Below are 25,731 nucleotides of genomic sequence, written 5' to 3'. Positions count from 1 at the left end.
ACCGTCCGAGCGTAAAACACTAGAGAACGTGATGAGCCAACCCTGGAGCCCTGACAGCTGGCGCGCCCTGCCGATCCAGCAACAACCCCACTACCCCGACGCCGCGCATTTGCAGCAGGTCGAGCAAACCCTGGCCAGTTATCCGCCGTTGGTGTTTGCCGGTGAGGCCCGGGAGTTGCGCCGTCAGTTTGCCGAAGTGACCCAAGGGCGCGCGTTTCTGTTGCAAGGTGGCGATTGCGCCGAGAGCTTTGCCGAGTTCTCCGCCGCGAAAATTCGTGACACGTTTAAAGTCCTGCTGCAAATGGCCATCGTCATGACATTCGCCGCCGGTTGCCCGGTGGTCAAGGTCGGGCGCATGGCCGGTCAGTTCGCCAAACCGCGCTCAGCCAATGACGAAACCATCGACGGCGTGACCCTGCCCGCCTACCGTGGCGACATCGTCAACGGCATCGGTTTCGACGAAAAAAGCCGCGTGCCGGACCCGGAACGCCTGCTGCAGTCCTACCACCAGTCCACCGCGACCCTGAACTTACTGCGCGCATTCGCTCAAGGCGGGTTTGCCGACCTGCATCAGGTGCACAAGTGGAACCTGGACTTCATCGCCAACTCGGCACTGGCAGAAAAATACAGCCACTTGGCCAACCGCATCGATGAAACCCTGGCGTTCATGCGCGCCTGCGGCATGGACAGCTCACCGCAACTGCGCGAGACCAGCTTCTTCACCGCCCACGAAGCACTGCTGCTGAACTACGAAGAAGCCTTCGTGCGGCGCGACAGCCTGACCAACGATTACTACGATTGCTCGGCGCACATGCTGTGGATCGGCGACCGCACCCGTCAACTCGATGGCGCACACGTCGAATTCCTGCGCGGGGTGAATAACCCGATCGGGGTCAAGGTCGGACCGAGCATGAACCCTGAAGACCTGATTCGTCTGATCGACGTGCTGAACCCGGACAACGATCCGGGTCGCCTGAACCTGATTGCGCGCATGGGCGCCAACAAGGTCGGCGATCACCTGCCGGCATTGATTCGCGCCGTACAAAGCGAAGGCAAGCAAGTGCTCTGGAGTTCCGACCCGATGCACGGCAACACCATCAAGGCCAGCAGCGGCTACAAGACCCGCGACTTCGCGCAGATCCTTGGCGAGGTGAAGCAGTTCTTCCAGGTTCACCAGGCGGAAGGCAGTTATGCCGGCGGTATCCATATCGAGATGACCGGGCAGAATGTGACCGAATGCATTGGTGGGGCGCGTCCGATTACCGAGGATGGTTTGTCGGACCGGTATCACACCCATTGCGATCCGCGGATGAATGCTGATCAGTCGCTGGAATTGGCGTTTTTGATTGCTGAAACCCTGAAGCAGGTTCGGCGCTAAATCGCGTTGAGCCCATCGCGGGCAAGCCTTGCTCCTACAGGTTGTGTGTTGTTCGCCTGAACGACCTCAATCCGTAGGAGCAAAGCTTGCTCGCGATGGCGTCATCTTAAACACCACTGAACTGCCCCAACGCCACCCGCAATCTCGCCGCACTCGCTCTCGGGCAATTCAACTGCACCTGCTCAAGCCCCAACCAATCCGCCATCCGCCGCAAATTGACCGCCAAAGCCTGCATCCCTTCGTCATCCAGCCCCGGCTCTTCCTCATGTACCGCGTGCACCGCCAACCGCCCCAACGCCCGCTCCGCCCGCAGATCCACCCGCGCGGCAATCCGTTCATTGTGTAAAAACGGCAACACGTAATAGCCGAAAACCCGCTTGTCCTGCGGTGTGTAAATCTCCAGCCGATAGCGGAAATCGAACAGGCGCTCGGTACGACTGCGTTCCCACACCAGCGAATCAAACGGTGAAAGCAACGCACTGGCCTCGACCTTGCGCGGTACTTTCGGCTCGGGCAGGCAATACGCCGGTTGCCGCCAGCATTGCACTTCGCAGGTCAGCAACTCCCCCGCCTCGACCAGTTCAGCCAGACGCGGACGACTGTCTGCCGGGCTCAAGCGAAAATAGTCCCGCAAATCCTTTTCCGTGCCGACACCCAACGCCATCGCCGCGTGCAATAACAGCCCGCGTTGTGCCTCGGCCTCACTGAGCAAGGGTTGCTGCAAAATGGCCGAAGGAATTACCCGCTCCGGCAAATCATAAAGTCGTTCGAACCCCCTGCGCCCCGCCACCGTCACTTCACCGGCGGCAAACAACCATTCCAAAGCATGCTTTTCCGCGCTCCAGTCCCACCACGGCCCGGCCCGCTCCTCACGGGTCGACAGACTCCCGGCACCCAGCGCGCCGAGTTCTTCGACCGACGCCAGCACCCGGCGAATCGTGTCCTGCTGTTCGCGTCCGAAACGCGCCAGTTGCTGATAGATGTCTTCGCCGCGACTCGCGCGCTGCATGCGCCAGCGCATCAGGGGATACATCGACAACGGCAGCAACGACGCTTCGTGCCCCCAATATTCAAACAGAGTGCGACGCCGGCCCTGACTCCAGGCGGCCTGGTCGAGCAAATCAGAGGAGTAGTTACCGAGGCGGGAAAACAAGGGAAGGTAGTGCGAACGCACCAACGCATTGACCGAATCGATCTGCAAAATGCCCAGCCGTTCGATCAGCCGGTTGAGTTGAACCGGTTTGATCGCCGCTGGCGACTGGCGCCCGTTGAACCCTTGGGCAGCCAGTGCCAGACGTCGAGCCTGTTTATTGGAAAAGGACAACGTTGCGGGCATGAATACCTCCGTGTCTGCTCGCAACCTACCTCACCAAAGAGGGGTTTGTGTAGCAATGGCCTCATCATTTATGCATCGGATCATCCCAGAACGGTCTGACCGATTCATGTTCAACATCGGCGCGACTCATGCCGATGTCCTTCAGTGCTTCATCGCTCAAACTCGCCAGCAGCTCGCGCTCACGATGAAGTTCGTACCAGCGACTAAACTTGTGCAGCAGATCAGATACCACGTGGGTTGAAAATTTTTGTTCCGTTACATGCTCGTTATGACCTTTCATCTTGTTGTCCTCCGTTGGGGATGGCCCAAGTCTCGCCCCAGCGATAAGATCAATCCAACGAATGTTTCTGATGGTAACCATCTCGGAGATTGATGGATGTCGGCTTTCCCCAGTATCGATACGGATGTGCTGCGTACCTTTGTCGCCATCGCCGACCAGGGCGGTTTTACTCGTGCCGGTGAATTGGTCAACCGCACGCAGTCGGCGGTGAGCATGCAGATGAAACGTCTGGAAGAAGACGTGTTGCAGCGCCAACTGTTCGAACGCGATGGGCGACAGGTCAAACTGACCGCCGAAGGCCAGGTTTTGCTGGGGTATGCGCGGCGCATCCTCAAACTCCACAGCGAAGTTTTCAACACGCTGCGTGAGCCGCACATGGTCGGCACCGTGCGCATCGGTACGCCGGACGATTACGTGATGCGTTTTCTGCCGGGGATTTTGTCGCGCTTCGCCAAGAGCTATCCACTGATCCAGATCGAAGTTCACTGCGAATCATCAAAACAATTGCTGCAACGTCAGGATCTCGACCTGTCCATCGTCACCCGCGAGCCCGGCACCGAGATTGGCCAGTTGCTGCGCAAGGAACGTTTTGTCTGGGCCGAGGCGCAATGCTACAGCGCCCATGAGCAGACGCCGTTGCCTCTGGCGATGTTCAACAGTGATTGTTTCTGCCGGTTGTGGGCGTGCAATGCGCTGGATGCGCTGGGCCGCGACTACCGCATTGCCTACAACAGTTCGAGCCTGTCGGCGTTGATGGCCGTGGTCAGCGCCGGGTTGGCGGTGACCGCGCAACTGGAAAGCCTGATCACCCCGGACATGCGCATCCTCGGTGACGCCGAAGGCCTGCCGCAGTTGCCGGAAGCCTGCATCATGCTCGTGCGCAACCTGCACAACCCGTCACCGATCACCGAGTGCCTGGCCGAGCACATCGTCGAAGGCTTCAAGCTTTAAACGCGAGCATCACCGCGCAGAACACCAGAAAGCCGCAGAACAACCCGCGCAGCAGTCGCTCCGGCAGGGCGTGGGCGATCTTCACCCCCCAACTGATGCTCATCAATCCGCCAATGGCCAATGGCACTCCAATCAGCCAGTCCACCTGATGGTGCACCGCGTAAGTCACCAGGGTGACGCCCGTGCTGGGTAACGCCAGCGCCAGCGACAACCCTTGGGCCACCACTTGGCTGGTGCCAAACACACTGGTCAACACCGGTGTCGCCACCACGGCCCCGCCCACACCAAACAAACCGCCCATGGTCCCGGAGGCCGCTCCGAGCACACCCAGCCATGGCCATGCGTAATGCATCTGCGCAGAGGCCGGTGTGTTGGCGATAAACATGCGCACCAGGTTGTAGGCCGACAGGGCCACCAGAAACGCGACAAAGCCGATTCGCATGGTTTGCGCGTCGATGCCGACCGCCCAGATCGATCCGATCCAGGCAAAGCAGAAGCCCATCGACGCCAAGGGCAACGCGTGGCGCAACTCAATGCGATTGCGCTGGTGATAGCGCCACAGCGCCAGCATAACGTTAGGCACCACCATCACCAGCGCCGTACCTTGGGCGATTTGCTGATCGAGCCCGAACAGTACGCCCAGCAGTGGAATCGCGATCAAGCCGCCGCCGATGCCGAACAACCCGCCCAGGGTGCCCAGAGCCACGCCAAATACCAGGTACATCACGAACTCGATCACAGGCGATTTCCCTTTTGTCAGGGTGTTAATCCTACGCAGGCGGCGATGGCGCGGAAACGCACTTGCCTGCGCCATCCCGGACTATTTGCAACGCCGCGGCGTACCGACCGAGCCGGCGCAGCTAGTCGATCACGACGGCCTCGATTGGGATGGCCTGGCCCCGCCCTTCGCCTGGCGCTTCGAACGCGATGGCCAGATGCATTTGCACCGCCCGGCGCGGATCCGCATGAGCGCCAACAATGCCGAAGCGCTGGTTTGTGGCGCTTTGGCCGGGCTGGGTATCGCCCACCTGCCGACCTGGCTGGCGAGCGAATACCTTCTGCGAGGAGAACTGCTGCCGCTGTTTTGCGAAAACGGCCTGCCAACACCGGAAACCGCCGGCATCTATGCCTTGCGACTGGCGCAACAGCCCAACTCGCGCAGCCGCTTGTTGCTGGAATACCTGAAGACACGCTTCAGCCCTGTCCCGCCGTGGGATCTGGCGCTGCAAAACACCCTGGATCGCCACTAGTCCAGAATTATCTGGCGCATTAAAGATTCGCCCGCTAGATTCTGAGGATTACCGATCAAGGCTTTTGAAATGACCACCGAACGCGACACCCTGGATAACTGCGAACACCTGCTGCTGGATAATCAGGCCTGCTTCGCCCTGCACTCGACTTCGCTGCTGATGACCAAGGTCTATAAACCGCTGCTGCAAGCGCTGGGCCTGACCTATCCGCAATACCTGGCGATGATGGTGCTGTGGGAGCGCGATGGTCTGACCGTCGGTGAAATCAGCACGCGACTGCTGACCGATCCCGGCTCACTGACCCCGCTGCTCAAACGCCTGGAAGTCGAAGGTCTGCTCAGCCGCACCCGCAGCCGCGAAGACGAACGAGTGGTGATCGTCGAACTCACCGAACAGGGCCGCGCCTTGCGGGACAAGGCCCGCAACATTCCGCAGTGCATCCTCGGTGCCAGCGGGATGACGGTGGAGCGATTGAACAAACTGCAAGCGGAACTGCAAGTGCTGCGTAGCAATCTGCAAGATAGTCTCTGATCTTCAAATCAACCTAGATCACCTGTGGGAGCGAGCCTGCTCGCGATAGCGTTGTGACAGTCTGAAAAATGGTTGACTGACACACCGCTATCGCGAGCAGGCTCACTCCCACATTGGTTTTGTGCTGCCCCTTCCAGCCTCGTTCGCCCCTCCCGCGAAAAATTTTCACTATTGAAAATCCCGCCTCGACAGCTCTAGCTCAGCCCTTCACCTCGCTCACCACAATTCGAGGCAAAATTTTTCAAAAATTTATCTTGCGAGCTAAATACTTGCACGATACATTCATCTCGCACTTACTTAGCGCGCAAACATTTAGCGCAAAAAATCAAAACCCGAACGAGGCTCACACCATGCAAACTCTCTACACCGCAATCGCAACCTCCACTGGCGGCCGTGATGGTCGTGCTGTTTCCAGTGACAACATCCTCGACGTCAAACTCGCCACCCCGAAAGAACTCGGTGGTGCGGGCGGTGCAGCGACCAACCCTGAGCAGCTGTTCGCAGCCGGCTACTCTGCCTGCTTCATCGGCGCCCTGAAATTCGTCGCCAGCCAGACCAAACGCACCATTCCCAACGACGCCTCGATCACTGCTCATGTCGGCATCGGCCAAATCCCTGGCGGTTTTGGTCTGGACATCGACCTGCACATCAGCCTGCCAGGCCTTGAACAAGCCGATGCGCAAACCCTGGTCGACGCCGCCCACCAGGTCTGCCCGTACTCCAACGCCACCCGTGGCAACGTCGATGTGCGCCTGCACGTCACAGTCTGACGGCCAGCGGTGCAAAGAGCTCAAGCAACACCTGAAGTAACTCCTACAGAGTTCGTGTAGATTTTTTGCAGGCACAAAAAAGCCCGACTCAATGGTCGGGCTTTTTCATTACTCAGGCGGTGCTTATTTAGCACGGCCTTTGTAGGAACCGCCTTCACGGGTATCGATCTCGATCATGTCGCCGATTTCGATGAAGTCAGCTACCGACAGTTCGGTACCGTTCTTCAGTTTGGCAGGCTTCATCACCTTGCCGGAAGTGTCGCCGCGAGCGGAACCTTCGGTGTAGTCAACCTGACGCACGATGGTGGTCGGCAGTTCTACGGATACCAGACGCTCTTCGAAGAAGATCGCTTCGCAAACATCGGTCATGCCTTCTTCAACGAAAGGCAGAACAGCTTCGATGTCTTCAGCGTTCAGCTCGTACATGGTGTAGTCAGTGGTGTCCATGAACGTGTAGGTGTCGCCGCTGATGAAGGACAGGGTCGCTTCTTTGCGGTCGAGGATTACGTCGTCCAGTTTGTCGTCGGCGCTGTAAACGATCTCGGTCTTGTAACCGGTCAGCAGGTTTTTCAGCTTGGTCTTCATGATCGCGCTGTTACGACCCGACTTGGTGAATTCAGCTTTCTGAACCAGCCAAGGATCGTTTTCGAGACGGATCACGGTACCGGGTTTCAGTTCTTTACCAGTTTTCATTGCGAATATCCGAATTTGGATGGGATTTACAAAAATCTAGGCCGCGTATCATATCCAATTTACATAAAACTGTACCAGCGCCGCGGCAAGATCGGCCTGCAAGGCTTGTTCCAGACACCACGCCTCGGCGTGTTTTTGCAGCTCTGGCCAGTGTTTGCGGGCCGTGCGCCAGTGGTCAGACATATCATGACCCGCATTCCACGCGCGCCAAAGACCGTTGATCGCCTGGCTGGCAGGCTCGGACAGGCCTTTTGTGTACAGCGCGAGGAACGCATCGAGCTTGTCCAGATGGATGTCTTCCTCCTGCTGATAGATGTGCCAGAGCATTGGCCGGCCCGCCCATTGGGCACGAACAAATGAATCTTCACCGCGCACGGCGTTGAAATCGCAGCACCAGAGCAACTGATCGTATTGATCCTGTCTGACGAACGGCAGCACCTGGACGGTCAAGCCGTCACAGACATGCAGCGCCCCCCCGGCTAATCCTTCAACGCCGAGCCAGCGTTCGACATCGCCGAGAATCCGCCCTTCGGGCACCAGTAAATGCGTAGGCGTTGAATCGGCGGCCAGCACATCCAGCCAACTCGACAACCCGGCATTCTCATAGGCAAACAGCGAGATCAATTGCGCATTCGCGGCACGATCAATGCCCAATCCTTGAAGGAACGCTCGTTGTACCTCGGGACTTTGCTGAAACTGCCGACGGCGTTCAAGCAGTCCACTTTCACGCATCAGACCTCCGGTGCCCGGCTGGAATCCCGGGAAGAAGAAATACTTCTGCACCGTTTTGTATTTGACCGACGGCAAACCGTGGCAACCGATTACCCAGTCTTCGGCGCTCAGGTAATCGAGGTTCATCCACAGCGGCGGCTTTACCCGCCCGGCCATGGCGTCCATGTAGGCACTCGGCAACTGACAGGCGAACGCGGCAATGACCACATCCGCCGCGTCGGTAGCCAACCACTCGGCTGGCCATTGGCGCACTTCAACACCGGCATGCCATTGCTGCGCGGCATGGATATCGATCTCGGGACACAGACGCTCGAAGGCGCGCAGGTCATCGACCCACAAACGTACTTCGATGGGGTGCTCGGCCACCAGTTGTCGAGCCAGGCGCCAGGTCACGCCGATGTCGCCAAAGTTGTCGACCACGGTGCAAAAAATATCCCAGCGGGTTTTCAGTTCAGGCATTCCAGGTTCCCGTTGGCAAAGGCGCCGATTGTCCGCATAAATTACCTCGTGCAGAAGAGCCGACGGCGATTAATCTTCGTGCGACAATCGCCATTCGCCCGTGACCATCCGCCAGGAGGCAGCCATGCCCTACCGTCCCAAGCCGCGCCGCTCGTTGCCGATCCAGCTCAATGCCCTGCAACTGACCGGCAGCATTGCCCTCGGTTTATGGCTGGGATTTCTCGTTATCGCGCTGACCTGCTGGCTCGCCTCTGCGCTGCTTTTCAAAGAGCAATTGGCACCGCTGGCGGCTGCCGTGGAGCAACTGGCCAAGCCGCCGGTGGTGGTTGAACAGCCGCAGCCGGATATTCCAGCGCAGAGCCCGATATTCGGACAGTACGAAGAGAACCTGCGCAAGAACGAGCAGCAGGTACGAATGGATCAAGCCCGTAGCAGCAGCCGCAATCTGTCCAATCCAAAATGCCAGTTCTGGTTGCAGCAGGACCAAACGGCACCGAGCGAAAAAAGCCGCGCCAATGTCCTGCAATTCTGCGATTGATCATGAACAAACAGACGGTCCACCAACTGATTCTCGACAAGCTGCGGGTCGATCTCGACATCGCCGAGCGTGCCGCGCAAACCGCTTACGAAACCGCGACCCACGAAGAGAACATCGCCGAAAACAAGTACGACACCCTGGGGCTGGAGGCCTCCTATCTGGCGGCCGGACAGGCCAGGCGAGTGGAAGAGATCAGGCAGTCACTGACGCTGTGCCAGAATCTGACTTTGCGTCCTTATGACGATCAGCGCGGCATTGAAGTCGGTGCATTGCTCGGCCTGGAAGACGAAAAGGGCCGCGAGCAATGGCTGTTTCTGGCCCCCGATGCAGCCGGCCTGAAGGTCGATCTGGTGGGGCAATGGATTACTGTCATCACCCCCCGCTCGCCGCTGGGCAAAAGCCTGCTGGGCAAGTTCGAAGGGGATGAAGTGGAGATTCTGGTGGCGGGCGCTCGGCAACAGTTTTCTGTTACCGAGGTGGTCTAGAACAAGGACACCTGATTAATGGACCGGCAGTTCGACGCCGTCGAACAGCTCTTCCAGTTCCTGCTTGTTGTGGCACTGAATGGCTTTGGCCATGACTTCGCGGGTCAGGTGCGGGGCAAACTTCTCGATGAAGTCGCACATGAAACCACGCAGGAAGGTGCCGCGACGGAAACCGATTTTGGTAATGCTGGACTCGAACAGCTCGCTGGCATCGAGCACCACCAGATCGCTATCGAGTTTGGCGTCGACCGCCATTTTCGCCACGATGCCCACGCCCAGGCCCAGACGAACGTAGGTTTTGATCACGTCGGCGTCGGCGGCGGTGAACACCACTTTGGGCGTCAGACCGCGATGGCTGAACGCTTCGTCGAGCTTCGAACGGCCGGTGAAACCGAACACATAAGTCACGATCGGGTATTCGGCCAGGGCTTCGAGGGTCAGCGTCGACAGTTTGGTCAGCGGGTGGCCTTGAGGCACGACTACGCAGCGGTTCCAGCGGTAGCACGGCATCATCACCAGGTCGCCGAACAACTCCAGCGCTTCAGTGGCAATGGCGAAATCCACGGTGCCGTCAGCGGCCATTTCAGCGATCTGCATCGGCGAGCCTTGGTGCATGTGCAGGGCAACGTCCGGATATTGCTTGATGAAATTGCTGATCACCGGTGGCAACGCATAACGCGCCTGAGTGTGAGTGGTGGCGATCGACAGGGTGCCCTTTTTCTCGTTGGAGAATTCCTGGGCGATCTGCTTGATGCTTTCAACCTTGCGCAGAATCTCGCCGGCGGTGGTGATGATGCGCTCGCCGGCCGGGGTGACGCGGGTCAGGTGCTTGCCGCTGCGGGCGAAAACCTCGACCCCCAATTCGTCTTCCAGCAGACGGATCTGCTTACTGATACCCGGTTGCGAGGTGTAAAGGCTTTGTGCAGTAGCGGAAACGTTGAGGTCGTGGTGCGCCACTTCCCAGATGTAGCGCAATTGTTGAAGCTTCATATGAATCCCTCAAAGCAGGTAGACGCCACGGGCATCAGCGACGGTATATAACTATATTAATGGTTTGAAGAATAAATCTAGAACTTTTTTGTCGAATTGCCAGTATTCGTTTTCTAGCGATCACCCTGCCGGCGCCGCTCCACCAGCGGCACCAGATAGACCGGCACCCGAGACAGCTGCAACACGCGTGCTGCGGTCCTGCCCAGAGGCGTTTCCGCGCCGGCACCGTGGCTATGACTCCCTACGATCAGCAAATCGACAGAGAGTTTCTCCGCCTGGTCGAGAATCACCTGCGACGGATCGCCCTGAAGCACCCTCACCGCTTGAATCCGCGCCAGGTCCTGCTCCCCTTCATCCCCCAACTCTTCACGAAAGCTGTCGAGCACCCGCTGCTCGATATTGGCAATCACAGTACTCAGGCCCTGACTGTGAAACTCGTTCAACGCCTGCTCATCCAGGTAGCTCTGAAGCACCGATTCGGCAAACAACCCCATGGGCTCAACCGCGTGCACCACATACAAGTCTGCATTGAATGTCCGCGCCAGGGCCAAGGCGTGCTGCATCACCAACGGTGCATATAGGCCAAGGTCAGTGGCATACAGCATCGACTGAATCATAGGATCTCCTCGCAAGCCAACATGGCGGAGATTTGATTCAGCTTAGCAGTGCCTTGGCGAGTACGACGCTTTGCGTAACGTATTGAACCGCTGGCTTAAACCTTTTGCTCGTTGCTTATGCCGTGCGGTACGTGGCCGGTGGCGACGACTTCGCGGGCCAACTCGCAATGGCCGGCCTGATCGTCGAAAAACACGTCGGCGGCAAACGCTTCGAGAAATGCGGATTTGGTCAGGCCACCGAGAAACAGCGATTCGTCCAGACGAATATCCCATTCGCGCAACGTACGAATCACTCGCTCATGGGCCGGTGCTGAACGCGCCGTCACCAACGCCGTGCGGATAGGGCAGTCGTCGTCGGGAAATTCACGCTGCAACAGGTTGAGGGCGGCCAGGAAGCCCTTGAACGGCCCTCCGCGCAGCGGTTCGCGGGCGGACTCACGCTCGCTGGCCTGAAACGCTTCCAGGCCACCGGATTGGTAGACCCGCTCCGATTCGTCGGAAAACAGCACCGCATCACCGTCGAAGGCAATCCGCAATTCATCACTGGCTGCGCGGCTCGCACCGCCCGACAAAATGGTCGCCGCCGCGAAACCGGCGTCCAGTGCACTGCGCACATCTTCGGCATGCGTCGACAGAAACAGGTCACAGCCAAAGGCCTTGAGATACGGATAGGGGCTGCGTCCGCCGACAAACGCCGCGCGGGAAATCGCCAGCCCATAGTGGTGAATCGAGTTAAACACCCGCAGGCCGGTGTCGGCGCTGTTGCGCGACACCAGGATCACCTCGACCCGCGCTCGACCGAGGCGGGTGTTGAGGTTCAGGAGTTTCTCCACCAGAGGGAAAGCGTCACCGGGTTCGAGGATTTCGTCTTCGTGCTCGATCTGATATTGCCGGTAGGCTTCGACGCCGCTCGACAGATAAACCTTGTGGCTTTCGCTCAGGTCGAACAGTGCTCGCGAAGAAATCGCCAGCACCAGTTTGTCGTCGATAGTCTTTGCCATGCCCTTCCCCCTCAGGTAGATCGGCTCACCTGTTGCGTCGATCGATGAACCCCAAACTGCGATACAACGCTTCAATCAGCGGCAATTCGCACCCCGCCGCTTTGGCCGCCGCCAAGGGCCGCGCATAAATCGCGGCCAGTTCCAGCGGTCGCTTGTGCAGGAAATCGTGATACATGCTCGGCCAGTAGTCCGGCATTCTTTCGGTCACCATGAACAGATGATCGGCATAACCGGCCGGTATGTCGTGACCACAGGCGATCGCCCCCTGAACCACTTCGGCCATCAAGGCCTTGATCAGTTCCCGACTGTCGGCATCGGCCATCAATGGCGTGGTGCTTGCTCCCAGCAGAACCGACAGGCCGTTGTACGGGACATTCCAGACCAGTTTTTGCCAACGTGCCTGGTGCAGATCCGGCATGGCCTGCGAATCGATACCGGCGCTGTGAAATAACCCGGCGCCCTCCTCGACAATTGCCATGCGCGCCTGCTCATCAGCAGCGGGGCCACTGTGGTAGCCGATGTTGACTGCACCGAGCGCCTGATGGGTAATTTCCCCGGGACCGGTGCGATGGACGCAAATAAAACACAGCCCGCCCAGCAGATGCAGCGAGCCGGGGAGCAACTCGCGCAGACTGTCTTCAACGTCCAGGCCATTTTGCAGTACCAGCACCTTGGCATTCGGTGCGGCCGCCTGAATGATGGCGGGCGCCAGATCCGCGTTACTGGTGGTTTTGGCGCCCACCAACAACCAGTCGCAGGGCGGCATGTCTTCGGCCGACGAATAGGCCTGAACCGGATTCAACGTCAGCGCACCATGCACCGCGCTGTCGAGTTGCAACCCGCGCTCGGCCACCGCTGAAAACTCACTGCGCAGCAAGAAGTGCACATCGAAGCCGGCACGCGCCAGCATCATCCCGTAGAACCCGCCGATAGCGCCGGTTCCAATTACACCGATTGTCGGCTTGGTGACTGCCCCCATCATGGCAACTCCTCTGCTGTTCTCATCAGCGCCCGACCGACCGCATCATTGAGTTCGGTGCCGGTCAGACGCGATTGTAGTACCCCGAAAAACTCACCGTCGCGCACCACAAACAGCGCCGGCAAATGAAAAACCTGATATCGCTCGACCACCCCGCCATTGCTCCCGGCATCGATCCAGCACAGTCGATCAACCGTCAGATCGAGCCTGGGCAACTGTTCACGGGCAAATCGGCAACTGGCACAGCCGACACTGGTGAAAATCACCAGGGATACGCCGCTCATTGCCAGTAGCCGTTGGTCGGCATCGAAGTCGGTCAGTTCCAATTCGACCACTATACTTCGGGAAACAATGTCAGATGGCCGACACAGGGAGTACGTGTTCATGGGACGTTTTATTCCTCATCCTGATGATGTGCCCGTCGAAATGACGTTACTCAAACATGAGTGCATTTCGCGCCAGCGCTTGCACACTATCAGCCTCGGGGGCATGGCTTGCAATTATCACCGGGCCTGGCGCCATGGTACGGCGCTGGAAGTGCGCATGCCGACCTTGAACCCCGACATGCGTTATCTGGGCTATGTGGCGTGGTGCCTGCGGCGCAAACGCGGCTATCTGGTGGGCATTGCCTTTGTGGACGAGCAGATGCTGTTCAGTGCCCGGATGGGCGAGCAGGTGTGCCAGATCGAACGCTACTGTCGCCTGCATGACGCGCACGAAGACTTGCAGGATATTCAGGCACTGGCCCTCGAATGGGTCCAGGAGCATGCCGACGAGTTCTCTCACGACACCGTTCATAAGGCATTTGCACAGCCGGTGCTGGATTAAACCCATTGTCGAGCAGGCGGATAACGCGCTAAGGTTCGGCTCCCCGACGCGCTTAATTTGCTGTGCTCCGCCGCGCGGGTTCGCTGGCGGCCGGCACCCGTGACCTGACGAGTAAACGATGGCTGATTTACCGATCAACGACCTAAACGTCGCCTCCAACGAGACACTGATCACTCCTGATCAGCTCAAGCGTGATATCCCTCTGAGCGACGCCGCCCTGCGCACCGTCACCAAAGGCCGCGAAGTCATTCGCAATATCCTGGATGGCACCGACCACCGCCTGTTCGTCGTCATCGGGCCTTGCTCGATCCACGACATCAAGGCTGCCCACGAATACGCCGATCGCCTGAAGGCACTCGCCGCCGAAGTGTCCGATACCCTGTATCTGGTCATGCGCGTGTATTTCGAGAAGCCACGCACCACCGTCGGCTGGAAAGGCTTGATCAACGACCCGTACCTGGACGACTCGTTCAAGATCCAGGATGGTCTGCACATTGGTCGTCAATTGTTGCTCGACCTGGCCGAAATGGGCCTGCCGACCGCGACCGAAGCCCTCGACCCGATCTCCCCGCAGTATCTGCAGGACCTGATCAGCTGGTCGGCCATCGGTGCGCGTACCACAGAGTCCCAGACTCACCGCGAAATGGCTTCTGGCCTGTCCTCGGCAGTCGGCTTCAAGAACGGCACCGATGGCGGTCTGACAGTGGCGATCAACGCCCTGCAATCGGTTTCCAGCCCGCACCGTTTCCTGGGCATCAATCAGGAAGGTGGCGTGTCGATCGTCACCACCAAGGGCAACGCCTACGGCCACGTGGTACTGCGCGGTGGCAACGGCAAGCCGAACTATGACTCGGTCAGCGTCGCGCTTTGCGAGCAAGCGCTGAACAAGGCGAAAATCAAGCCAAACATCATGGTCGATTGCAGCCACGCCAACTCCAACAAGGACCCGGCCCTGCAACCGCTAGTGATGGAGAATGTGGCCAACCAAATTCTCGAAGGCAACCAGTCGATCATCGGCTTGATGGTCGAGAGTCACCTGAACTGGGGCTGCCAGGCCATCCCGAAAGACCTCGCCGACTTGCAATACGGCGTGTCGATCACCGACGCCTGCATCGATTGGTCCGCCACCGAAAACACCTTGCGCAGCATGCATGCCAAGCTCAAGGACGTGCTGCCTAAACGCGATCGCACTTGATCACCGTTTAGCGCACACAAAAACGCCAGGCTTAAACCTGGCGTTTTTTTATGCGTTCGTTTTGGTCACAGCTTGGCGGCGTGCCGCTGGTGACGTTCCATGTAGCGCTCGACGTAAGAGCACGATGGGATCACGGTGTAACCCATTTCATCTGCGTACGAAAGCGCCTTCTCGGTCAAGGCTGCGGCAATGCCGCGACCACGCAATGCGTTGGGCACAAAGGTGCGATAGATATCCAGGGTCTGTTTCCCCAGATCCATATAGGTCAGGTAGGCACGATGACCGTCCACAGTGGTCTCGAACTGATGACCAGCCTGGTCATGGTGGATGGACAACGCCTCGCTCATCACTACTCCTCGCGGGTCTTGAAATCTGACCCCTACCTTACCGATGTTTTTCCGGCGAAGGAACATCTACGCCACCCCGTGCCTGAATGGACACCGAGAAGAACTGCACCGATCTCGCGCAACCGAACACGTAACAAATAGTAGGCACCATTGGCAGAAATGCTCAAGGTGCGCTCGTCATCGTGCTTAGCCAGCGGGTGCTGCTCCAGGGTACGCAGGGACGGCTCGACCGACGGTCTTTGCGGGTCGACAGCCTGAACATTGCCGGATGTTGAGACATAAGACGAACCCGTTCTCTTAAAGTCACCTCTACATGGATAAAGATTATGAGAGCCGCTGTGCAAAATTCGAACAAAAGTATGGACGAATTCATCTAGCCAGACTTTAGCCAAGACTGAAAAAAAACGCCGTGAGTGCGCGGAACTTTTCCTTGGCGGCTCGCTCATCTCGGGCCTCGCAGCTGGATATTTTTTAAACAATGCAGTTAAAAGTTGCTCGAAAAAGAATCAACGCCTACAATTTTTTTTGCTTCTTGCTTTACGTCAGTTTACTTACGAGTAGTAATGGGTAGTATGTACGCCGGCTATTTCCTCACTCTGAGGAGACAGCTACTTAATAGAAAGTCCTTGAAGGGGAACACGATGAACAACGTTCTGAAATTCTCTGCTCTGGCTCTGGCCGCAGTTCTGGCCACTGGTTGCAGCAGCACATCGAAAGAAACCGAAGCACGTCTGACCGCTACTGAAGACGCAGCTGCTCGCTCCCAGGCTCGTGCAGACGAAGCTTACCGTAAAGCTGATGAAGCTCTGGCTGCTGCTCAAAAAGCACAACAGACTGCTGACGAAGCTAACGAGCGTGCTCTGCGCATGCTGGACAAAGCTAGCCGCAAGTAATAGTCCCTCGGGATTATTATCAAGCCGACCCATTTTATGGGTCGGCTTTTTATTGCCTGATGCTTCTTTCAGGCAACAAAAAACCCGCCGACGCAGCCTGCGTCGGCGGGTTTTTTTCAAGCCTTACTGCAATGGATCGAGCGGCGCACTCGACATCATCGGCGCGGCATTGTTCGGCACGGCGATTTCCACTGGTAAGCCATCTTCAGCGGCGACCACGTCGCGCACCACATCCCAATTCATGCGCAGGTTGTTGGTGATGTCCTCACGCTTGAGCATCGCATTGATAACCGCGGTGTGCTTGTCGACCACCGAAGGGTTGCCCTTGTCATCCAGCGGCGTGTGCGCTTCCAGGTAAACCTTGCCGGCACTTATACCGAACTTGTACGGGTCGTTGATAATGCGCACCGACGTTCCGACCGGCACCATGCCGGCCATTTCCAGTACGTTGTTGTTGAACATGCGGAAGCAACCGTGACTGGTGCGCATGCCAATGCCGAACTTCTTGTTGGAACCGTGGATCAGGTAGCCCGGTGTGCCCAATGTGAACTTGAACGGCCCCAGCGGGTTGTCAGGGCCTGCCGGCACCACGTTAGGCAGCGGATCACCGTCGGCGGCGTGCTCGGCCTTGATCGACGCTGGAGGGGTCCAGGTCGGGTTCGGCGTCTTCGCGGTGATGTTGGTGTGGGCAATTGGCGAGCCCCAGCCTTCACGACCGATACCCAGCGGGAATGTGTAAACCACATTCTTGCCTTTGGGGTAGTAGTAGAGGCGGTACTCGGCCAGGTTGATCACGATGCCTTCACGCGGTCCCGGCGGCAGGATGAAACGTGTCGGCAGAATGATTTCGGTACCGGCGCCCGGCAACCATGCATCGACTCCCGGGTTGGCCGCGAGCATTTCTGTGTAGCCCAAGTCGTAAGCGGTACCAATGTCAGCGAAGGTATCTTCGTACTTGGCCTTGATCACCTGCACCTGACCGATGATGTCTTCACCGGGAGGTGGCAGGGGAAACTCCAATGCTGCAACTGGACCAGCCACACAAAGGGCGGCAAGAGACAAGAAGCGGGTGACGGCAGGAAAACGCGGCAACATCCGGAAAGTCCTTCGCAGATCGACAAGGGTAAGAGCGGGATTGTACACCGGCGCCCTTGAATTCGGGGAGTCGGCCGATAGCACGCTACCTTTTATGCGCTAGAGCTCGAACCGTAGCTCTGGCCAGATCGGCGAGGTACCGCGTTTTTGCGATTCCAGAATGGCCCGGCACAGCGAGCATAGACGCTGGTCCTGGAACACCCGACGATCGACACTCGACCAACGCGGCTGTGCCGGCAACAGGCTGCCGCACAAGGTTCGGTCCGCCGAGCCGCCCAGCTCCAGCTGACGGGTTACCAGATGTACCCGCACTTCCTGGCAGGCGAACAGATCCAGCTGTTCGTCAGGCTCGATCAGTTGATAGGCAAAAAGTGACCAGGCAGGACGCGGCATCGGGGGCTCCAAATCGGGGGCGCCACCTTAGCCGAAAGCCCGCGCCTAGAAAAGCGTCATAACAGCGGTTTTAGCGTAGGCCAGACATTTTCCAGCAACTTGTCCTGAGCCCCGGCCGCCGGGTGTATGCCGTCCGCCTGCATCAAGTCCGGATGGCCGCCGACGCCATCGAGAAAAAACGGCACCAGCGGGATTTTTTTCTCGGTGGCCAGCGTGCTGTAGACCTTGGCAAAGGCCTCGGTGTAACGAACGCCATAATTGGGTGGCAATTGCATGCCCAGCAGGAGGACCTTGGCACCGCTGTCGCGGGAGCTATCGATCATCGAAGCAAGGTTTTGTTGCAAATTAGCCGGGGGCATTCCACGCAGTCCGTCATTGCCGCCCAACTCGAGGATGACCAGCTCCGGCTTATGCTCTGCAAGCAGCGCAGGCAGGCGCGCCTGGCCTCCGGCGCTGGTGTCGCCGCTGATGGATGCGTTGACCACCTTATCGTCGAAACCTTCGTGTTTGAGCCGTTGTTCGAGCAGCGAGACCCACCCCAAGCGGGTATCCAGTCCGAAACCCGCGCTGATACTATCGCCAACGATCAGGACAGTACCCGCCGCTGCGTTCTGGGCCATGCACATCAAGGCCAGGCCAGCACTCAAAAACCACACACGCATCGGATTCTCCATGGGCGCAAGCATTCTCACCGCGAAGAACCTCAGCAAAGTGGTTCCCAGCGCGGAAGGTGAACTGACTATCCTGCACGAACTCAGCCTGGAACTGAACAAGGGCGACAGCCTGGCCATCGTCGGCGCCTCCGGTTCCGGCAAGTCCACCCTCCTCGGTCTGCTTGCCGGGCTCGACCTGCCCAGCAGCGGCGAAGTCACGCTGGCCGGGCAAGGGCTGAGCACGCTCGATGAAGATCAACGCGCACGCATTCGGGCCGAGCATGTCGGTTTTGTGTTCCAGTCCTTTCAGTTGCTCGACAGCCTCAATGCCCTGGAAAACGTCATGCTGCCCCTGGAACTCGATGGCCGCAAAGACGCCCGCGAACGCGCCACCGAATTGCTACAACGGGTCGGCCTGGGCCAGCGCCTGACGCACTCGCCGCGCCAGCTCTCCGGTGGAGAACAGCAGCGCGTGGCAATTGCCCGGGCGTTTGCCGCCGAACCCGATGTGCTGTTCGCCGATGAACCCACCGGCAACCTCGACAGCCACACCGGCGAGCGCATCAGCGATCTGTTGTTCGAACTCAACCAGGAACGCGGCACAACGCTGGTGCTGGTGACTCACGACGAACGCCTGGCACATCGTTGCCGGCGCCTGATCCGCCTTGAAGCCGGCCTGCTGGTCGGCCCTCTGGAGCCTTGATGGCACGCCTGCCGCTGCTGCGCCTGTTCAGTCTTGCCATCCGCCAACTGCTGCGCGATGCCCGCGCGGGTGAGTTGCGCGTGTTGTTCTTCGCCTTGCTGGTCGCTGTGGCGGCGAGTACTGCCATCGGCTATTTCGGCGCCCGTTTGAACGGCGCCATGATGTTGCGCGCCACCGAGTTTCTGGGTGCCGACCTGTTGCTCGAAGGCAGCTCACCGGCACGGCCCGAACAGATCAAAAGCGGTGTGGAACTGGGGCTCCAGCATGCTCAAGTGGTGGAGTTCTCCAGCGTCATCGCCACTGACAACGGCATTCAGCTGTCCAGCATCAAAGCTGCTGATGACGTCTACCCACTGCGCGGCGAACTGAAAAGTGCCCCGGCGCCCTTCGCCCCGCAAGTACCCGGAGGCGGACCGAAACCCGGTGAGGCCTGGGTTGAGGCGCGACTGCTGACGGCGCTGGATTTGAAGATCGGCGACAGCATCGACGTCGGCATGAAAACCCTGAAACTGGCACGCGTGCTGACCTACGAACCCGACCGGGCCGGCAATTTCTACAGCCTCACGCCACGCGTGCTGATCAATCTCAACGACCTTACCGCCACCGGTGTGGTGCAACCCGGAAGTAGAGTCAGTTACCGCGAGCTCTGGCGCGGCAAAGCCGAGGCGCTGGAAACCTATCGCCAACTGATCAAGCCTGGTCTGGCTGCCAACCAGCGCCTGCAGGATGCCCGCGACGGCAACCGACAAATTGGCGGTGCGTTGGGCAAGGCCGAGCGTTACCTCAACATGGCGAGCCTGGTGGCGGTTCTGCTGTCCGGTGTGGCGGTGGCGCTGTCTGCCACTCGCTTCGCCACGCGCCGCTTCGATGCCAGTGCATTGCTGCGTTGCCTGGGCCTGTCACGCAGGGAAACCATGGTGCTGTTCAGTTTGCAGCTGACGGTACTCGGCCTGCTCGCCAGCCTCAGCGGCGCCCTTATCGGCTGGCTGGCACAGCTTGGGCTGTTTGCGTTGCTGCATGATTTGTTGCCGACCGATGTACCGCCGGGTGGTTTGCTGCCGGCCATAGCAGGGATCGGCACCGGGCTGGTTGCACTGGCTGGATTCGCCCTGCCACCGCTGGCCGCACTCGGTCGCGTGCCGCCGCTGCGGGTGTTGCGTCGGGACATGCTGCCGATTCCGTCCAGCACCTGGATGGTCTATGGCGCCGCCTTGGGCGCCCTTGGCCTGATCATGTGGCGTCTGAGCCTCGACCTGGTGCTGACCTTCGCCCTGCTCGTCGGTGGCGTGATCGCCGCGCTGGTACTCGGCGGCTTGCTCTTGCTGCTGCTGAAAAGCCTGCGTCGGATGCTGGCCCGCGCTTCGCTGCCCTGGCGCCTCGGGTTGGGCCAGCTGCTGCGTCATCCGTTGGCGGCAGCGGGACAAGCCTTGGCCTTCGGGCTGATTCTTCTGTCCATGGCGCTGATCGCGCTGCTGAGGGGTGAGCTGCTGGACACCTGGCAGAACCAGCTACCGAAAAACGCCCCGAATTACTTTGCGCTGAACATCCTGCCGGCGGACAAACAGGCCTTTACGGATCGCCTGATCCAACTGTCAGCGCAGTCCGCACCACTTTACCCGGTGGTGCCGGGTCGACTGATCAGCATCAACGGCGAGCCGGTGCAGGACATCGTCAGCAAGGATTCGGCAGGTGATCGAGCGATCCAGCGCGACCTGAGCCTGACCTGGGCGGCAGACTTGCCGACGGGCAACAAGATCACGGCGGGTAACTGGTGGACCGAACAGACACCCGAGGAGGTTCCCGGTGTTTCGGTTGAAGGCAAAGTGGCCGAAAGCCTGAAGCTCAAGCTGGGCGATCACATGGTGTTTACCGTGGGCGGGGTCAATCGTGAAGCGAAAGTCACCAGCTTGCGAGAGATCAACTGGGACAACTTCCAGCCGAACTTCTTCATGATCTTCCAGCCTGGCACCTTGAAGGATTTGCCAGCGACTTACCTGACCAGTTTCTATTTGGCGGCCGGTCATGATCAGCAGATTGTCGACCTGTCGCGAAGCTTCCCGGCGGTGACCATTCTGCAAGTCGAAGCCTTGCTGGAGCAGCTGCGCAGCATCCTCGCCCAGGTCACGCTGGCGGTGGAGTATGTGTTGTTGTTTGTACTCGCGGCGGGGATGGCGGTATTGTTTTCCGGCTTGCAGGCGACGCTCGATGAGCGCATCCGACAAGGCGCCCTGTTGCGAGCGCTGGGGGCCGAACGGCAATTGCTGGTGAAGGCCCGAAGGATCGAGTTCGGTTTACTCGGCGCGGTCAGCGGCTTGTTGGCGGCACTGGGCTCGGAACTGGTGAGCCTGGTGCTCTACCGCTACGCATTTGACCTGCCGTGGCATCCGCATCCGTGGTTACTGGTCTTGCCATTGATCGGCGCAGTACTGATTGGCGGTGCCGGAGTGTTCGGTACCCGTCGTGCGTTGAACGCCAGCCCCCTGACAGTGTTGCGCGAGGGTTGATAGACTCGAACCTTCTCCCTCACAAGAAGTTGCCATGAGCCGTTATCGCCCTCCCCGCACCGCTGGCACCGCGCTGATCACCCCCGAAGGTGAAGCGCGGATGCGGGCCGAGTTTCATGAGCTTTGGCATGTACGGCGACCGCAAGTGACGCAGTCGGTGAGTGAGGCCGCGGCTCAGGGTGATCGTTCCGAGAACGCGGAATACACGTACGGCAAAAAGATGCTGCGCGAGATCGACAGCCGCGTGCGCTTTCTTACCAAGCGGCTGGAAGCGCTCAAGGTGGTCAGCGAAAAACCCAGCGATCCGAACAAGGTCTATTTTGGCGCCTGGGTCACGATCGAAGACGAGGACGGCAAAGAGTCGCGCTACCGCATTGTCGGGCCGGATGAGCTGGACCTGAAACTGGGGCTGATCAGCATCGACTCACCGCTCGCCCGCGCGCTGATCGGCAAGGCGCTGGACGCCGAAGTTCGTGTCCAGACACCGACCGGTGAGCAATGCGTGTATATCGTGGCGATTGAGTACCTTTGAACCTCAGCGGCGGGTGATCAGGCCTTGTCGGGCAACGCGGGTCAACTGCCGGATCATTTCCGGGGCGTCTTCAAGGCTGGGTGATTGAATCACCGCCAAGTCAAAACTGTCGCTGGCAAATCGAGCCAGCGATTCGCCGTCTTCGACAAACTGGATCAGGAACGCAGCAGGCCCGCCGGTACGACGTGGCCAGCCATCGAGATAACGCAGAAGTGTCGGCTGATGTTGACCGCCAAGCAGGATCTTTGGATTGCGCTGGGTGAGATGTGCCGTGATCGGCGCGGGACGTACTGTAGGGCTAAGTGCGTTCATCGAGTCGTGTCTCTGCCTCAAAAGTCTGCATGGCAGGTGAGAGGCAACACCGAACCAGCGCTTTAGCGGTATTTCGAAGCCTGTTTCAAGCTTCTATCGGCAACTGATTGAGTCACCTGGCGCCCCGCAAGTAGCTGTTTAAATCGGCGCATGGGCAACATCCTAGAGAAGCTGACCGGACAGTGTCAAGAATGACGCACACAAAAAAGGCCTGCGCAATGCAGGCCTTTTCGTTGAGTCAGAGCGGTCAGTCGCTGATGACGCGGTCTGCCGACAGCTTGCCGGCACCTTCGATCAATACCGCGACGCTGCCACCGAGCAGGGCCAGGGCGAATTCATAACCGTTGTTGGTCATGAACAGGCCGTTATGAATATGCACCGAGAAAATCGCGACCAGCGAGAGGAATGTCAGCCCCAGTGCTGCCGGACGTGTCAGCAGACCGATGATCAGGGCCAGGCCGCCGAAGAACTCGGTACCACCGGCCAGGATCGCCATCAGATGACCGGGCGCCAGGCCCAGGCTTTCCATGTACTGGGCAGTGCCGGCAATGCCGTATCCCCCAAACATGCCGAAGAGTTTCTGCGAGCCGTGAGCTGCGAAAATGATCCCGACGACGATCCGTACCGCGGTCAGACCGAAACCGGCGCGGGTAAACAGTACCTTGTTGATCAGTGAGCTCATGCTGTGTCATCCATTGTGAGAGTGTGTTCGTTGGGCGCCATGTTAATCGATAAGACAAATGTTAAAAGCGCAATAATTGCGACATAACGATCAAATTAGCTGATCATTTAAGAGAGACAACTTTTTGTCCCTGCGGCTCCAGCGACTCCCTCTCACGATCGAATGCCAGGTAATACTTGTTCACGCTATTAACATAGCTGACGGGGCCCATGCCCACCTGCTCCATGGCAATGCGCTCGACCTGGAAGAACCACTGATTGGGGTTCAGGCCACGCCGCCGGGCTTCGGCGCGCATGCCTTGAACCCGCTCCGGGCCAATGTTGTAGGCGGCCAGCACAAACGCCATGCGCTCACGCTCGTTGAGTTTGGGGCTGGCGAAGAACTTGCGGCGGATCATGGCCAGGTACTTGGCCCCGGCCTGGACATTGGCGTCGAGGTCCTGAATGTTGTTGACCCCCACTCGCTGGGCGGCAGACGGGGTGATTTGCATCAAGCCCGTGGGGCCGCCACTGTTGCGGGCATTGGGTTGCAGTCCCGACTCCTTGAACGCCAGCGCCGCCAGGTTCAACCAGTCCATGCCTTGGGCATCGGCATGCTTTTGCAGCACCGGACGCAGTTTCTCCAGGCGCTGGCGGTCGGCCTTGGCCAGTGGATTGTGCACTTGGTACAGTCGCCGATAGATCCGCAGAAACGCCACGTCCTGGTCCGATGGTTTCTTGTACGTCGTCAAAAAACGATCGATGCTCGCCCGTAGCATCGACGCATCGCGGCGCACAAACCAGAACTCTTCGCCCGGCTCGCTGATCTGCACCTGCTTGTCGAAACGCAATTTGGGCAAAATCTTGCCCCAGCGCTCGGCAATCGGTTGCTCGACAATGGTCAGGTGAAAGATCCCGCCCTGAACCATTTCCAGCACGTCTTCGACGGCGAGGCTGGGATCAACCCACTCGATCGTTATCGGTGCCAACTTGTGCAGCGCCAGTTTGGAATTGATCTGGCTCACCGCGTCCCCGGCTGCACTGCCGTTGGGCAGCGCCAGGGTTTTGCCCGAGAGTTGTTCAACACGGGTGTAACGACGCTCGCCTTTGATCCCCACCAGCACCAACGGGATATTGCTGGCGAGCGGTTCACTGCTGCTGACCGCGAAGCCTGGCTGCAAATCGAGCAACTCCCCGGGTGCGACCAGATCACCCTCCCCGCGTTGCAAGGCGCCAAGCAGTTGATCCTTGGCTTTGGGGATGATCTTGAGGTTGATTTCCTGACCGTCACGGGCGTGGCCATTGAGGTATTGCTCGAAGGCGTGCAAGCGGTGGTATTCGACACCGATGGCCTGGCCCTGGACTTCGCCGGAACTGTTGCGGCTCTGGTTGACCAGCACCCGCAATACCCGGCTGCTGCGAATCTCCGCCAGGTCGCGCACCTTGGCTGCCGGCACGGCTTGCAGCGGCCCGGCCAGACGTGCAACCGCCGGCATCGGCAGCAGCAACGAACAGCACAGCAGTAGCAATATCGAGGGACGTATCATCCACTCTCCGGAAAGATTACTGGCCGATTTCCAAAAAAATCATGAAATCGAACGACAGAAACAGAGCGCCATGAGCGCTGGCAAAGTGCGAAAGACTGGCACAGTGATGGCACCTTGACCACCCTGCCCTGTCTTGCGGCATCAAGAGACAGCTTTAACTCGTTGTAGTTCTTGGCTTTTCTTATAAATCTACAGCTCTGATATGCTTTCCGGCCTTTGGTCCGAGGTAGCACCATGCAACTCATCGATATCGGCGTCAACCTGACCAACCCCAGTTTTGCCGACAAACACCAGGCCGTACTCGACCGCGCGTATGCCGCGGGGGTCTGCCAATTGGTCCTGACCGGCACGAATGTCGAGGGCAGTGAACAGGCTCTTGAACTGTGCCAGCAACTGGACGAAACAGCTCAACGGCTGTTTGCCACGGCCGGCATTCACCCGCATGCGGCGACCGACTGGAACGCTGACAGCGCGCAGCGTTTGCGCAGTTTGCTCAGGGAGCCAAACGTGGTGGCCGTGGGCGAATGCGGGCTGGATTTCAATCGCGACTTCTCGCCGCGCCCACAGCAGGAAAAGGTCCTCGAAGAGCATCTGGCGATGGCGGTCGAGTTGCAGTTGCCGGTGTTCCTGCATGAACGCGATGCCAGTCAGCGACTGCTGGAAATCCTGCGTGATTACCGAGATCAATTGCCGGCCGCCGTCGTGCATTGCTTCACCGGCGAAAAGAAAGCCCTGTTCAGCTACCTCGATCTGGATCTGCACATCGGCATTACCGGCTGGATTTGCGACGAGCGCCGGGGCACGCACCTGCATCCGTTGGTGAAGGAAATCAAACGGGGCCGGTTGATGCTGGAAAGCGATGCGCCGTATCTGCTGCCACGCAGCTTGCGGCCCAAGCCGAAAAACGGTCGCAACGAGCCGGCGTATTTGACTGAAGTGTTGCGGGAGGTGGCGTTGCATCGTGGCGAGACGTTGGAGGATGTGGCTGATCACACCACTGCCTGTGCACGAGCGTTCTTCGGTTTGCCTTCAATCCCCCGATAATCACAATCCTCTGTGGGAGCGAGCCTGCTCGCGAT

General features: G+C 59.0%; 30 protein-coding genes and 1 pseudogene. 14 read left to right on the top strand and 17 right to left on the bottom strand.

What is annotated here, in order from left to right:
• The first annotated feature begins 31 nt into the window (after positions 1 to 31).
• Positions 32 to 1,378: a class II 3-deoxy-7-phosphoheptulonate synthase gene (locus KGB06_RS21130; protein WP_223519200.1), complete on the top strand. Its 1,347-nt coding sequence runs from the start codon at positions 32 to 34 to the stop codon at positions 1,376 to 1,378.
• 106 nt (positions 1,379 to 1,484) lie between these two features.
• Here the strand turns inward: KGB06_RS21130 and KGB06_RS21125 are convergent, their stop codons facing one another.
• Together KGB06_RS21125 and KGB06_RS21120 are read right to left on the bottom strand one after the other, a co-directional pair.
• Positions 1,485 to 2,714: a winged helix-turn-helix domain-containing protein gene (locus tag KGB06_RS21125; protein ID WP_223519198.1), complete on the bottom strand. Its 1,230-nt coding sequence runs from the start codon at positions 2,712 to 2,714 to the stop codon at positions 1,485 to 1,487.
• 64 nt (positions 2,715 to 2,778) lie between these two features.
• Entirely contained in the window at positions 2,779 to 2,994 is a 216-nt protein-coding gene (locus tag KGB06_RS21120) for a DUF1127 domain-containing protein (protein WP_223519196.1), read from the bottom strand.
• Positions 2,995 to 3,090: 96 nt separating this feature from the next.
• On the opposite strand from KGB06_RS21120, the gene KGB06_RS21115 reads away from it, so the two are divergent.
• A complete protein-coding gene (locus KGB06_RS21115) occupies positions 3,091 to 3,945 on the top strand; it encodes a LysR substrate-binding domain-containing protein (protein WP_223519194.1) in 855 nt (284 codons plus the stop codon).
• On the opposite strand, the gene KGB06_RS21110 is transcribed toward KGB06_RS21115, so the two are convergent.
• Positions 3,935 to 4,684 (bottom strand): sulfite exporter TauE/SafE family protein, encoded by a 750-nt coding sequence (locus KGB06_RS21110; RefSeq protein ID WP_223519192.1) that lies wholly within the window; start codon positions 4,682 to 4,684, stop codon positions 3,935 to 3,937. The two genes, KGB06_RS21115 and KGB06_RS21110, sit on opposite strands and share 11 nt — an antisense overlap.
• A gap of 61 nt (positions 4,685 to 4,745) precedes the next feature.
• Between KGB06_RS21110 and KGB06_RS21105 the strand changes: the two are divergent.
• The 3 genes and pseudogenes from KGB06_RS21105 to KGB06_RS21095 all read left to right on the top strand — a co-directional run.
• Positions 4,746 to 5,195, top strand: a pseudogene (locus KGB06_RS21105) (LysR substrate-binding domain-containing protein); the annotation flags it as partial.
• Positions 5,196 to 5,264: 69 nt separating this feature from the next.
• A complete protein-coding gene (locus tag KGB06_RS21100; protein ID WP_223519190.1) occupies positions 5,265 to 5,726 on the top strand; it encodes a MarR family winged helix-turn-helix transcriptional regulator in 462 nt (153 codons plus the stop codon).
• 350 nt (positions 5,727 to 6,076) lie between these two features.
• Positions 6,077 to 6,496, top strand: a complete 420-nt coding sequence (locus KGB06_RS21095; RefSeq protein ID WP_223519188.1) for an organic hydroperoxide resistance protein — start codon at positions 6,077 to 6,079, stop codon at positions 6,494 to 6,496.
• A gap of 123 nt (positions 6,497 to 6,619) precedes the next feature.
• Here the strand turns inward: KGB06_RS21095 and KGB06_RS21090 are convergent, their stop codons facing one another.
• Complete coding sequence (locus KGB06_RS21090) at positions 6,620 to 7,189, bottom strand: elongation factor P (protein WP_007943632.1); 570 nt, start codon at positions 7,187 to 7,189, stop codon at positions 6,620 to 6,622.
• A gap of 48 nt (positions 7,190 to 7,237) precedes the next feature.
• Positions 7,238 to 8,380, bottom strand: coding sequence for an elongation factor P maturation arginine rhamnosyltransferase EarP (gene earP / locus KGB06_RS21085; RefSeq protein WP_223519186.1), 1,143 nt, complete (start codon positions 8,378 to 8,380; stop codon positions 7,238 to 7,240).
• A 124-nt stretch (positions 8,381 to 8,504) separates the two neighbouring features.
• Between earP and KGB06_RS21080 the strand changes: the two genes are divergently transcribed.
• Both KGB06_RS21080 and KGB06_RS21075 read left to right on the top strand, forming a co-directional pair.
• Positions 8,505 to 8,918: a hypothetical protein gene (locus KGB06_RS21080; RefSeq protein WP_223519184.1), complete on the top strand. Its 414-nt coding sequence runs from the start codon at positions 8,505 to 8,507 to the stop codon at positions 8,916 to 8,918.
• 2 nt (positions 8,919 to 8,920) lie between these two features.
• Positions 8,921 to 9,403, top strand: coding sequence for a transcription elongation factor GreAB (locus KGB06_RS21075; protein ID WP_223519182.1), 483 nt, complete (start codon positions 8,921 to 8,923; stop codon positions 9,401 to 9,403).
• 15 nt (positions 9,404 to 9,418) lie between these two features.
• On the opposite strand, the gene cysB is transcribed toward KGB06_RS21075, so the two are convergent.
• From cysB to KGB06_RS21050, 5 genes are all read right to left on the bottom strand, one after another.
• Positions 9,419 to 10,393, bottom strand: a complete 975-nt coding sequence (gene cysB, locus KGB06_RS21070; RefSeq protein ID WP_007943628.1) for an HTH-type transcriptional regulator CysB — start codon at positions 10,391 to 10,393, stop codon at positions 9,419 to 9,421.
• A 113-nt stretch (positions 10,394 to 10,506) separates the two neighbouring features.
• Positions 10,507 to 11,010 (bottom strand): universal stress protein, encoded by a 504-nt coding sequence (locus tag KGB06_RS21065; protein WP_223519180.1) that lies wholly within the window; start codon positions 11,008 to 11,010, stop codon positions 10,507 to 10,509.
• A 95-nt stretch (positions 11,011 to 11,105) separates the two neighbouring features.
• Positions 11,106 to 12,011: a 5'-nucleotidase gene (locus tag KGB06_RS21060; RefSeq protein WP_223519178.1), complete on the bottom strand. Its 906-nt coding sequence runs from the start codon at positions 12,009 to 12,011 to the stop codon at positions 11,106 to 11,108.
• Between the two features lie 25 nt (positions 12,012 to 12,036).
• A complete protein-coding gene (locus KGB06_RS21055; protein WP_223519176.1) occupies positions 12,037 to 12,993 on the bottom strand; it encodes a putative 2-dehydropantoate 2-reductase in 957 nt (318 codons plus the stop codon).
• Positions 12,990 to 13,376, bottom strand: coding sequence for a thioredoxin family protein (locus KGB06_RS21050; protein WP_223519174.1), 387 nt, complete (start codon positions 13,374 to 13,376; stop codon positions 12,990 to 12,992). The genes KGB06_RS21055 and KGB06_RS21050 overlap by 4 nt, the downstream gene beginning before the upstream one ends.
• On the opposite strand from KGB06_RS21050, the gene KGB06_RS21045 reads away from it, so the two are divergent.
• Both KGB06_RS21045 and KGB06_RS21040 read left to right on the top strand, forming a co-directional pair.
• Positions 13,375 to 13,818 (top strand): PilZ domain-containing protein, encoded by a 444-nt coding sequence (locus KGB06_RS21045; RefSeq protein WP_223519172.1) that lies wholly within the window; start codon positions 13,375 to 13,377, stop codon positions 13,816 to 13,818. The genes KGB06_RS21050 and KGB06_RS21045 overlap by 2 nt on opposite strands.
• Before the next feature lie 118 nt (positions 13,819 to 13,936).
• On the top strand, positions 13,937 to 15,013 hold the full coding sequence (locus KGB06_RS21040) for a 3-deoxy-7-phosphoheptulonate synthase (protein WP_223519170.1): 1,077 nt from the start codon (positions 13,937 to 13,939) through the stop codon (positions 15,011 to 15,013).
• A gap of 65 nt (positions 15,014 to 15,078) precedes the next feature.
• On the opposite strand, the gene KGB06_RS21035 is transcribed toward KGB06_RS21040, so the two are convergent.
• The gene (locus KGB06_RS21035; protein ID WP_223519168.1) at positions 15,079 to 15,360 is read right to left on the bottom strand and encodes a GNAT family N-acetyltransferase; all 282 of its coding nucleotides are present in this window, start codon (positions 15,358 to 15,360) and stop codon (positions 15,079 to 15,081) included.
• 641 nt (positions 15,361 to 16,001) lie between these two features.
• Here KGB06_RS21035 and oprI point away from each other — a divergent pair.
• Positions 16,002 to 16,253 carry an outer membrane lipoprotei OprI gene (oprI, locus tag KGB06_RS21030; RefSeq protein WP_007943620.1) on the top strand — a complete coding sequence of 84 codons (252 nt, stop codon included), beginning with the start codon at positions 16,002 to 16,004 and terminating at the stop codon, positions 16,251 to 16,253.
• A gap of 123 nt (positions 16,254 to 16,376) precedes the next feature.
• Here the strand turns inward: oprI and KGB06_RS21025 are convergent, their stop codons facing one another.
• From KGB06_RS21025 to KGB06_RS21015, 3 genes are all read right to left on the bottom strand, one after another.
• The gene (locus KGB06_RS21025) at positions 16,377 to 17,348 is read right to left on the bottom strand and encodes a L,D-transpeptidase family protein (protein WP_223519166.1); all 972 of its coding nucleotides are present in this window, start codon (positions 17,346 to 17,348) and stop codon (positions 16,377 to 16,379) included.
• 99 nt (positions 17,349 to 17,447) lie between these two features.
• Positions 17,448 to 17,741 (bottom strand): hypothetical protein, encoded by a 294-nt coding sequence (locus tag KGB06_RS21020; RefSeq protein ID WP_003226812.1) that lies wholly within the window; start codon positions 17,739 to 17,741, stop codon positions 17,448 to 17,450.
• A 56-nt stretch (positions 17,742 to 17,797) separates the two neighbouring features.
• A complete protein-coding gene (locus KGB06_RS21015; RefSeq protein ID WP_223519164.1) occupies positions 17,798 to 18,403 on the bottom strand; it encodes an arylesterase in 606 nt (201 codons plus the stop codon).
• Positions 18,404 to 18,413: 10 nt separating this feature from the next.
• On the opposite strand from KGB06_RS21015, the gene KGB06_RS21010 reads away from it, so the two are divergent.
• Genes KGB06_RS21010 through greB form a run of 3 tightly spaced genes read left to right on the top strand, consistent with a single transcriptional unit; the run spans position 18,414 to position 22,133 of the window.
• Positions 18,414 to 19,097, top strand: coding sequence for an ABC transporter ATP-binding protein (locus tag KGB06_RS21010; protein ID WP_223519162.1), 684 nt, complete (start codon positions 18,414 to 18,416; stop codon positions 19,095 to 19,097).
• Positions 19,097 to 21,601, top strand: a complete 2,505-nt coding sequence (locus KGB06_RS21005) for an ABC transporter permease (protein ID WP_223519160.1) — start codon at positions 19,097 to 19,099, stop codon at positions 21,599 to 21,601. The genes KGB06_RS21010 and KGB06_RS21005 overlap by 1 nt, the downstream gene beginning before the upstream one ends.
• Positions 21,602 to 21,635: 34 nt before the next feature.
• Positions 21,636 to 22,133 (top strand): transcription elongation factor GreB, encoded by a 498-nt coding sequence (gene greB / locus KGB06_RS21000; protein WP_033057207.1) that lies wholly within the window; start codon positions 21,636 to 21,638, stop codon positions 22,131 to 22,133.
• A 3-nt stretch (positions 22,134 to 22,136) separates the two neighbouring features.
• On the opposite strand, the gene KGB06_RS20995 is transcribed toward greB, so the two are convergent.
• The 3 genes from KGB06_RS20995 to KGB06_RS20985 form a co-directional block, all read right to left on the bottom strand.
• Complete coding sequence (locus KGB06_RS20995; protein WP_007943613.1) at positions 22,137 to 22,445, bottom strand: hypothetical protein; 309 nt, start codon at positions 22,443 to 22,445, stop codon at positions 22,137 to 22,139.
• A 247-nt stretch (positions 22,446 to 22,692) separates the two neighbouring features.
• Positions 22,693 to 23,127: a DoxX family protein gene (locus KGB06_RS20990; protein WP_223519158.1), complete on the bottom strand. Its 435-nt coding sequence runs from the start codon at positions 23,125 to 23,127 to the stop codon at positions 22,693 to 22,695.
• Positions 23,128 to 23,230: 103 nt separating this feature from the next.
• A complete protein-coding gene (locus KGB06_RS20985) occupies positions 23,231 to 24,652 on the bottom strand; it encodes a transglycosylase SLT domain-containing protein (protein WP_223519156.1) in 1,422 nt (473 codons plus the stop codon).
• A 234-nt stretch (positions 24,653 to 24,886) separates the two neighbouring features.
• On the opposite strand from KGB06_RS20985, the gene KGB06_RS20980 reads away from it, so the two are divergent.
• Positions 24,887 to 25,696, top strand: a complete 810-nt coding sequence (locus KGB06_RS20980; protein ID WP_223519154.1) for a TatD family hydrolase — start codon at positions 24,887 to 24,889, stop codon at positions 25,694 to 25,696.
• The last annotated feature ends 35 nt before the right edge of the window (positions 25,697 to 25,731 follow it).

Source organism: Pseudomonas sp. GL-B-19, from assembly GCF_019956415.1.
GTDB lineage: Bacteria > Pseudomonadota > Gammaproteobacteria > Pseudomonadales > Pseudomonadaceae > Aquipseudomonas.
The sequence above is the reverse complement of the archived record's forward strand: the minus strand, read 5'-3'. Positions and strand labels throughout refer to the sequence as shown.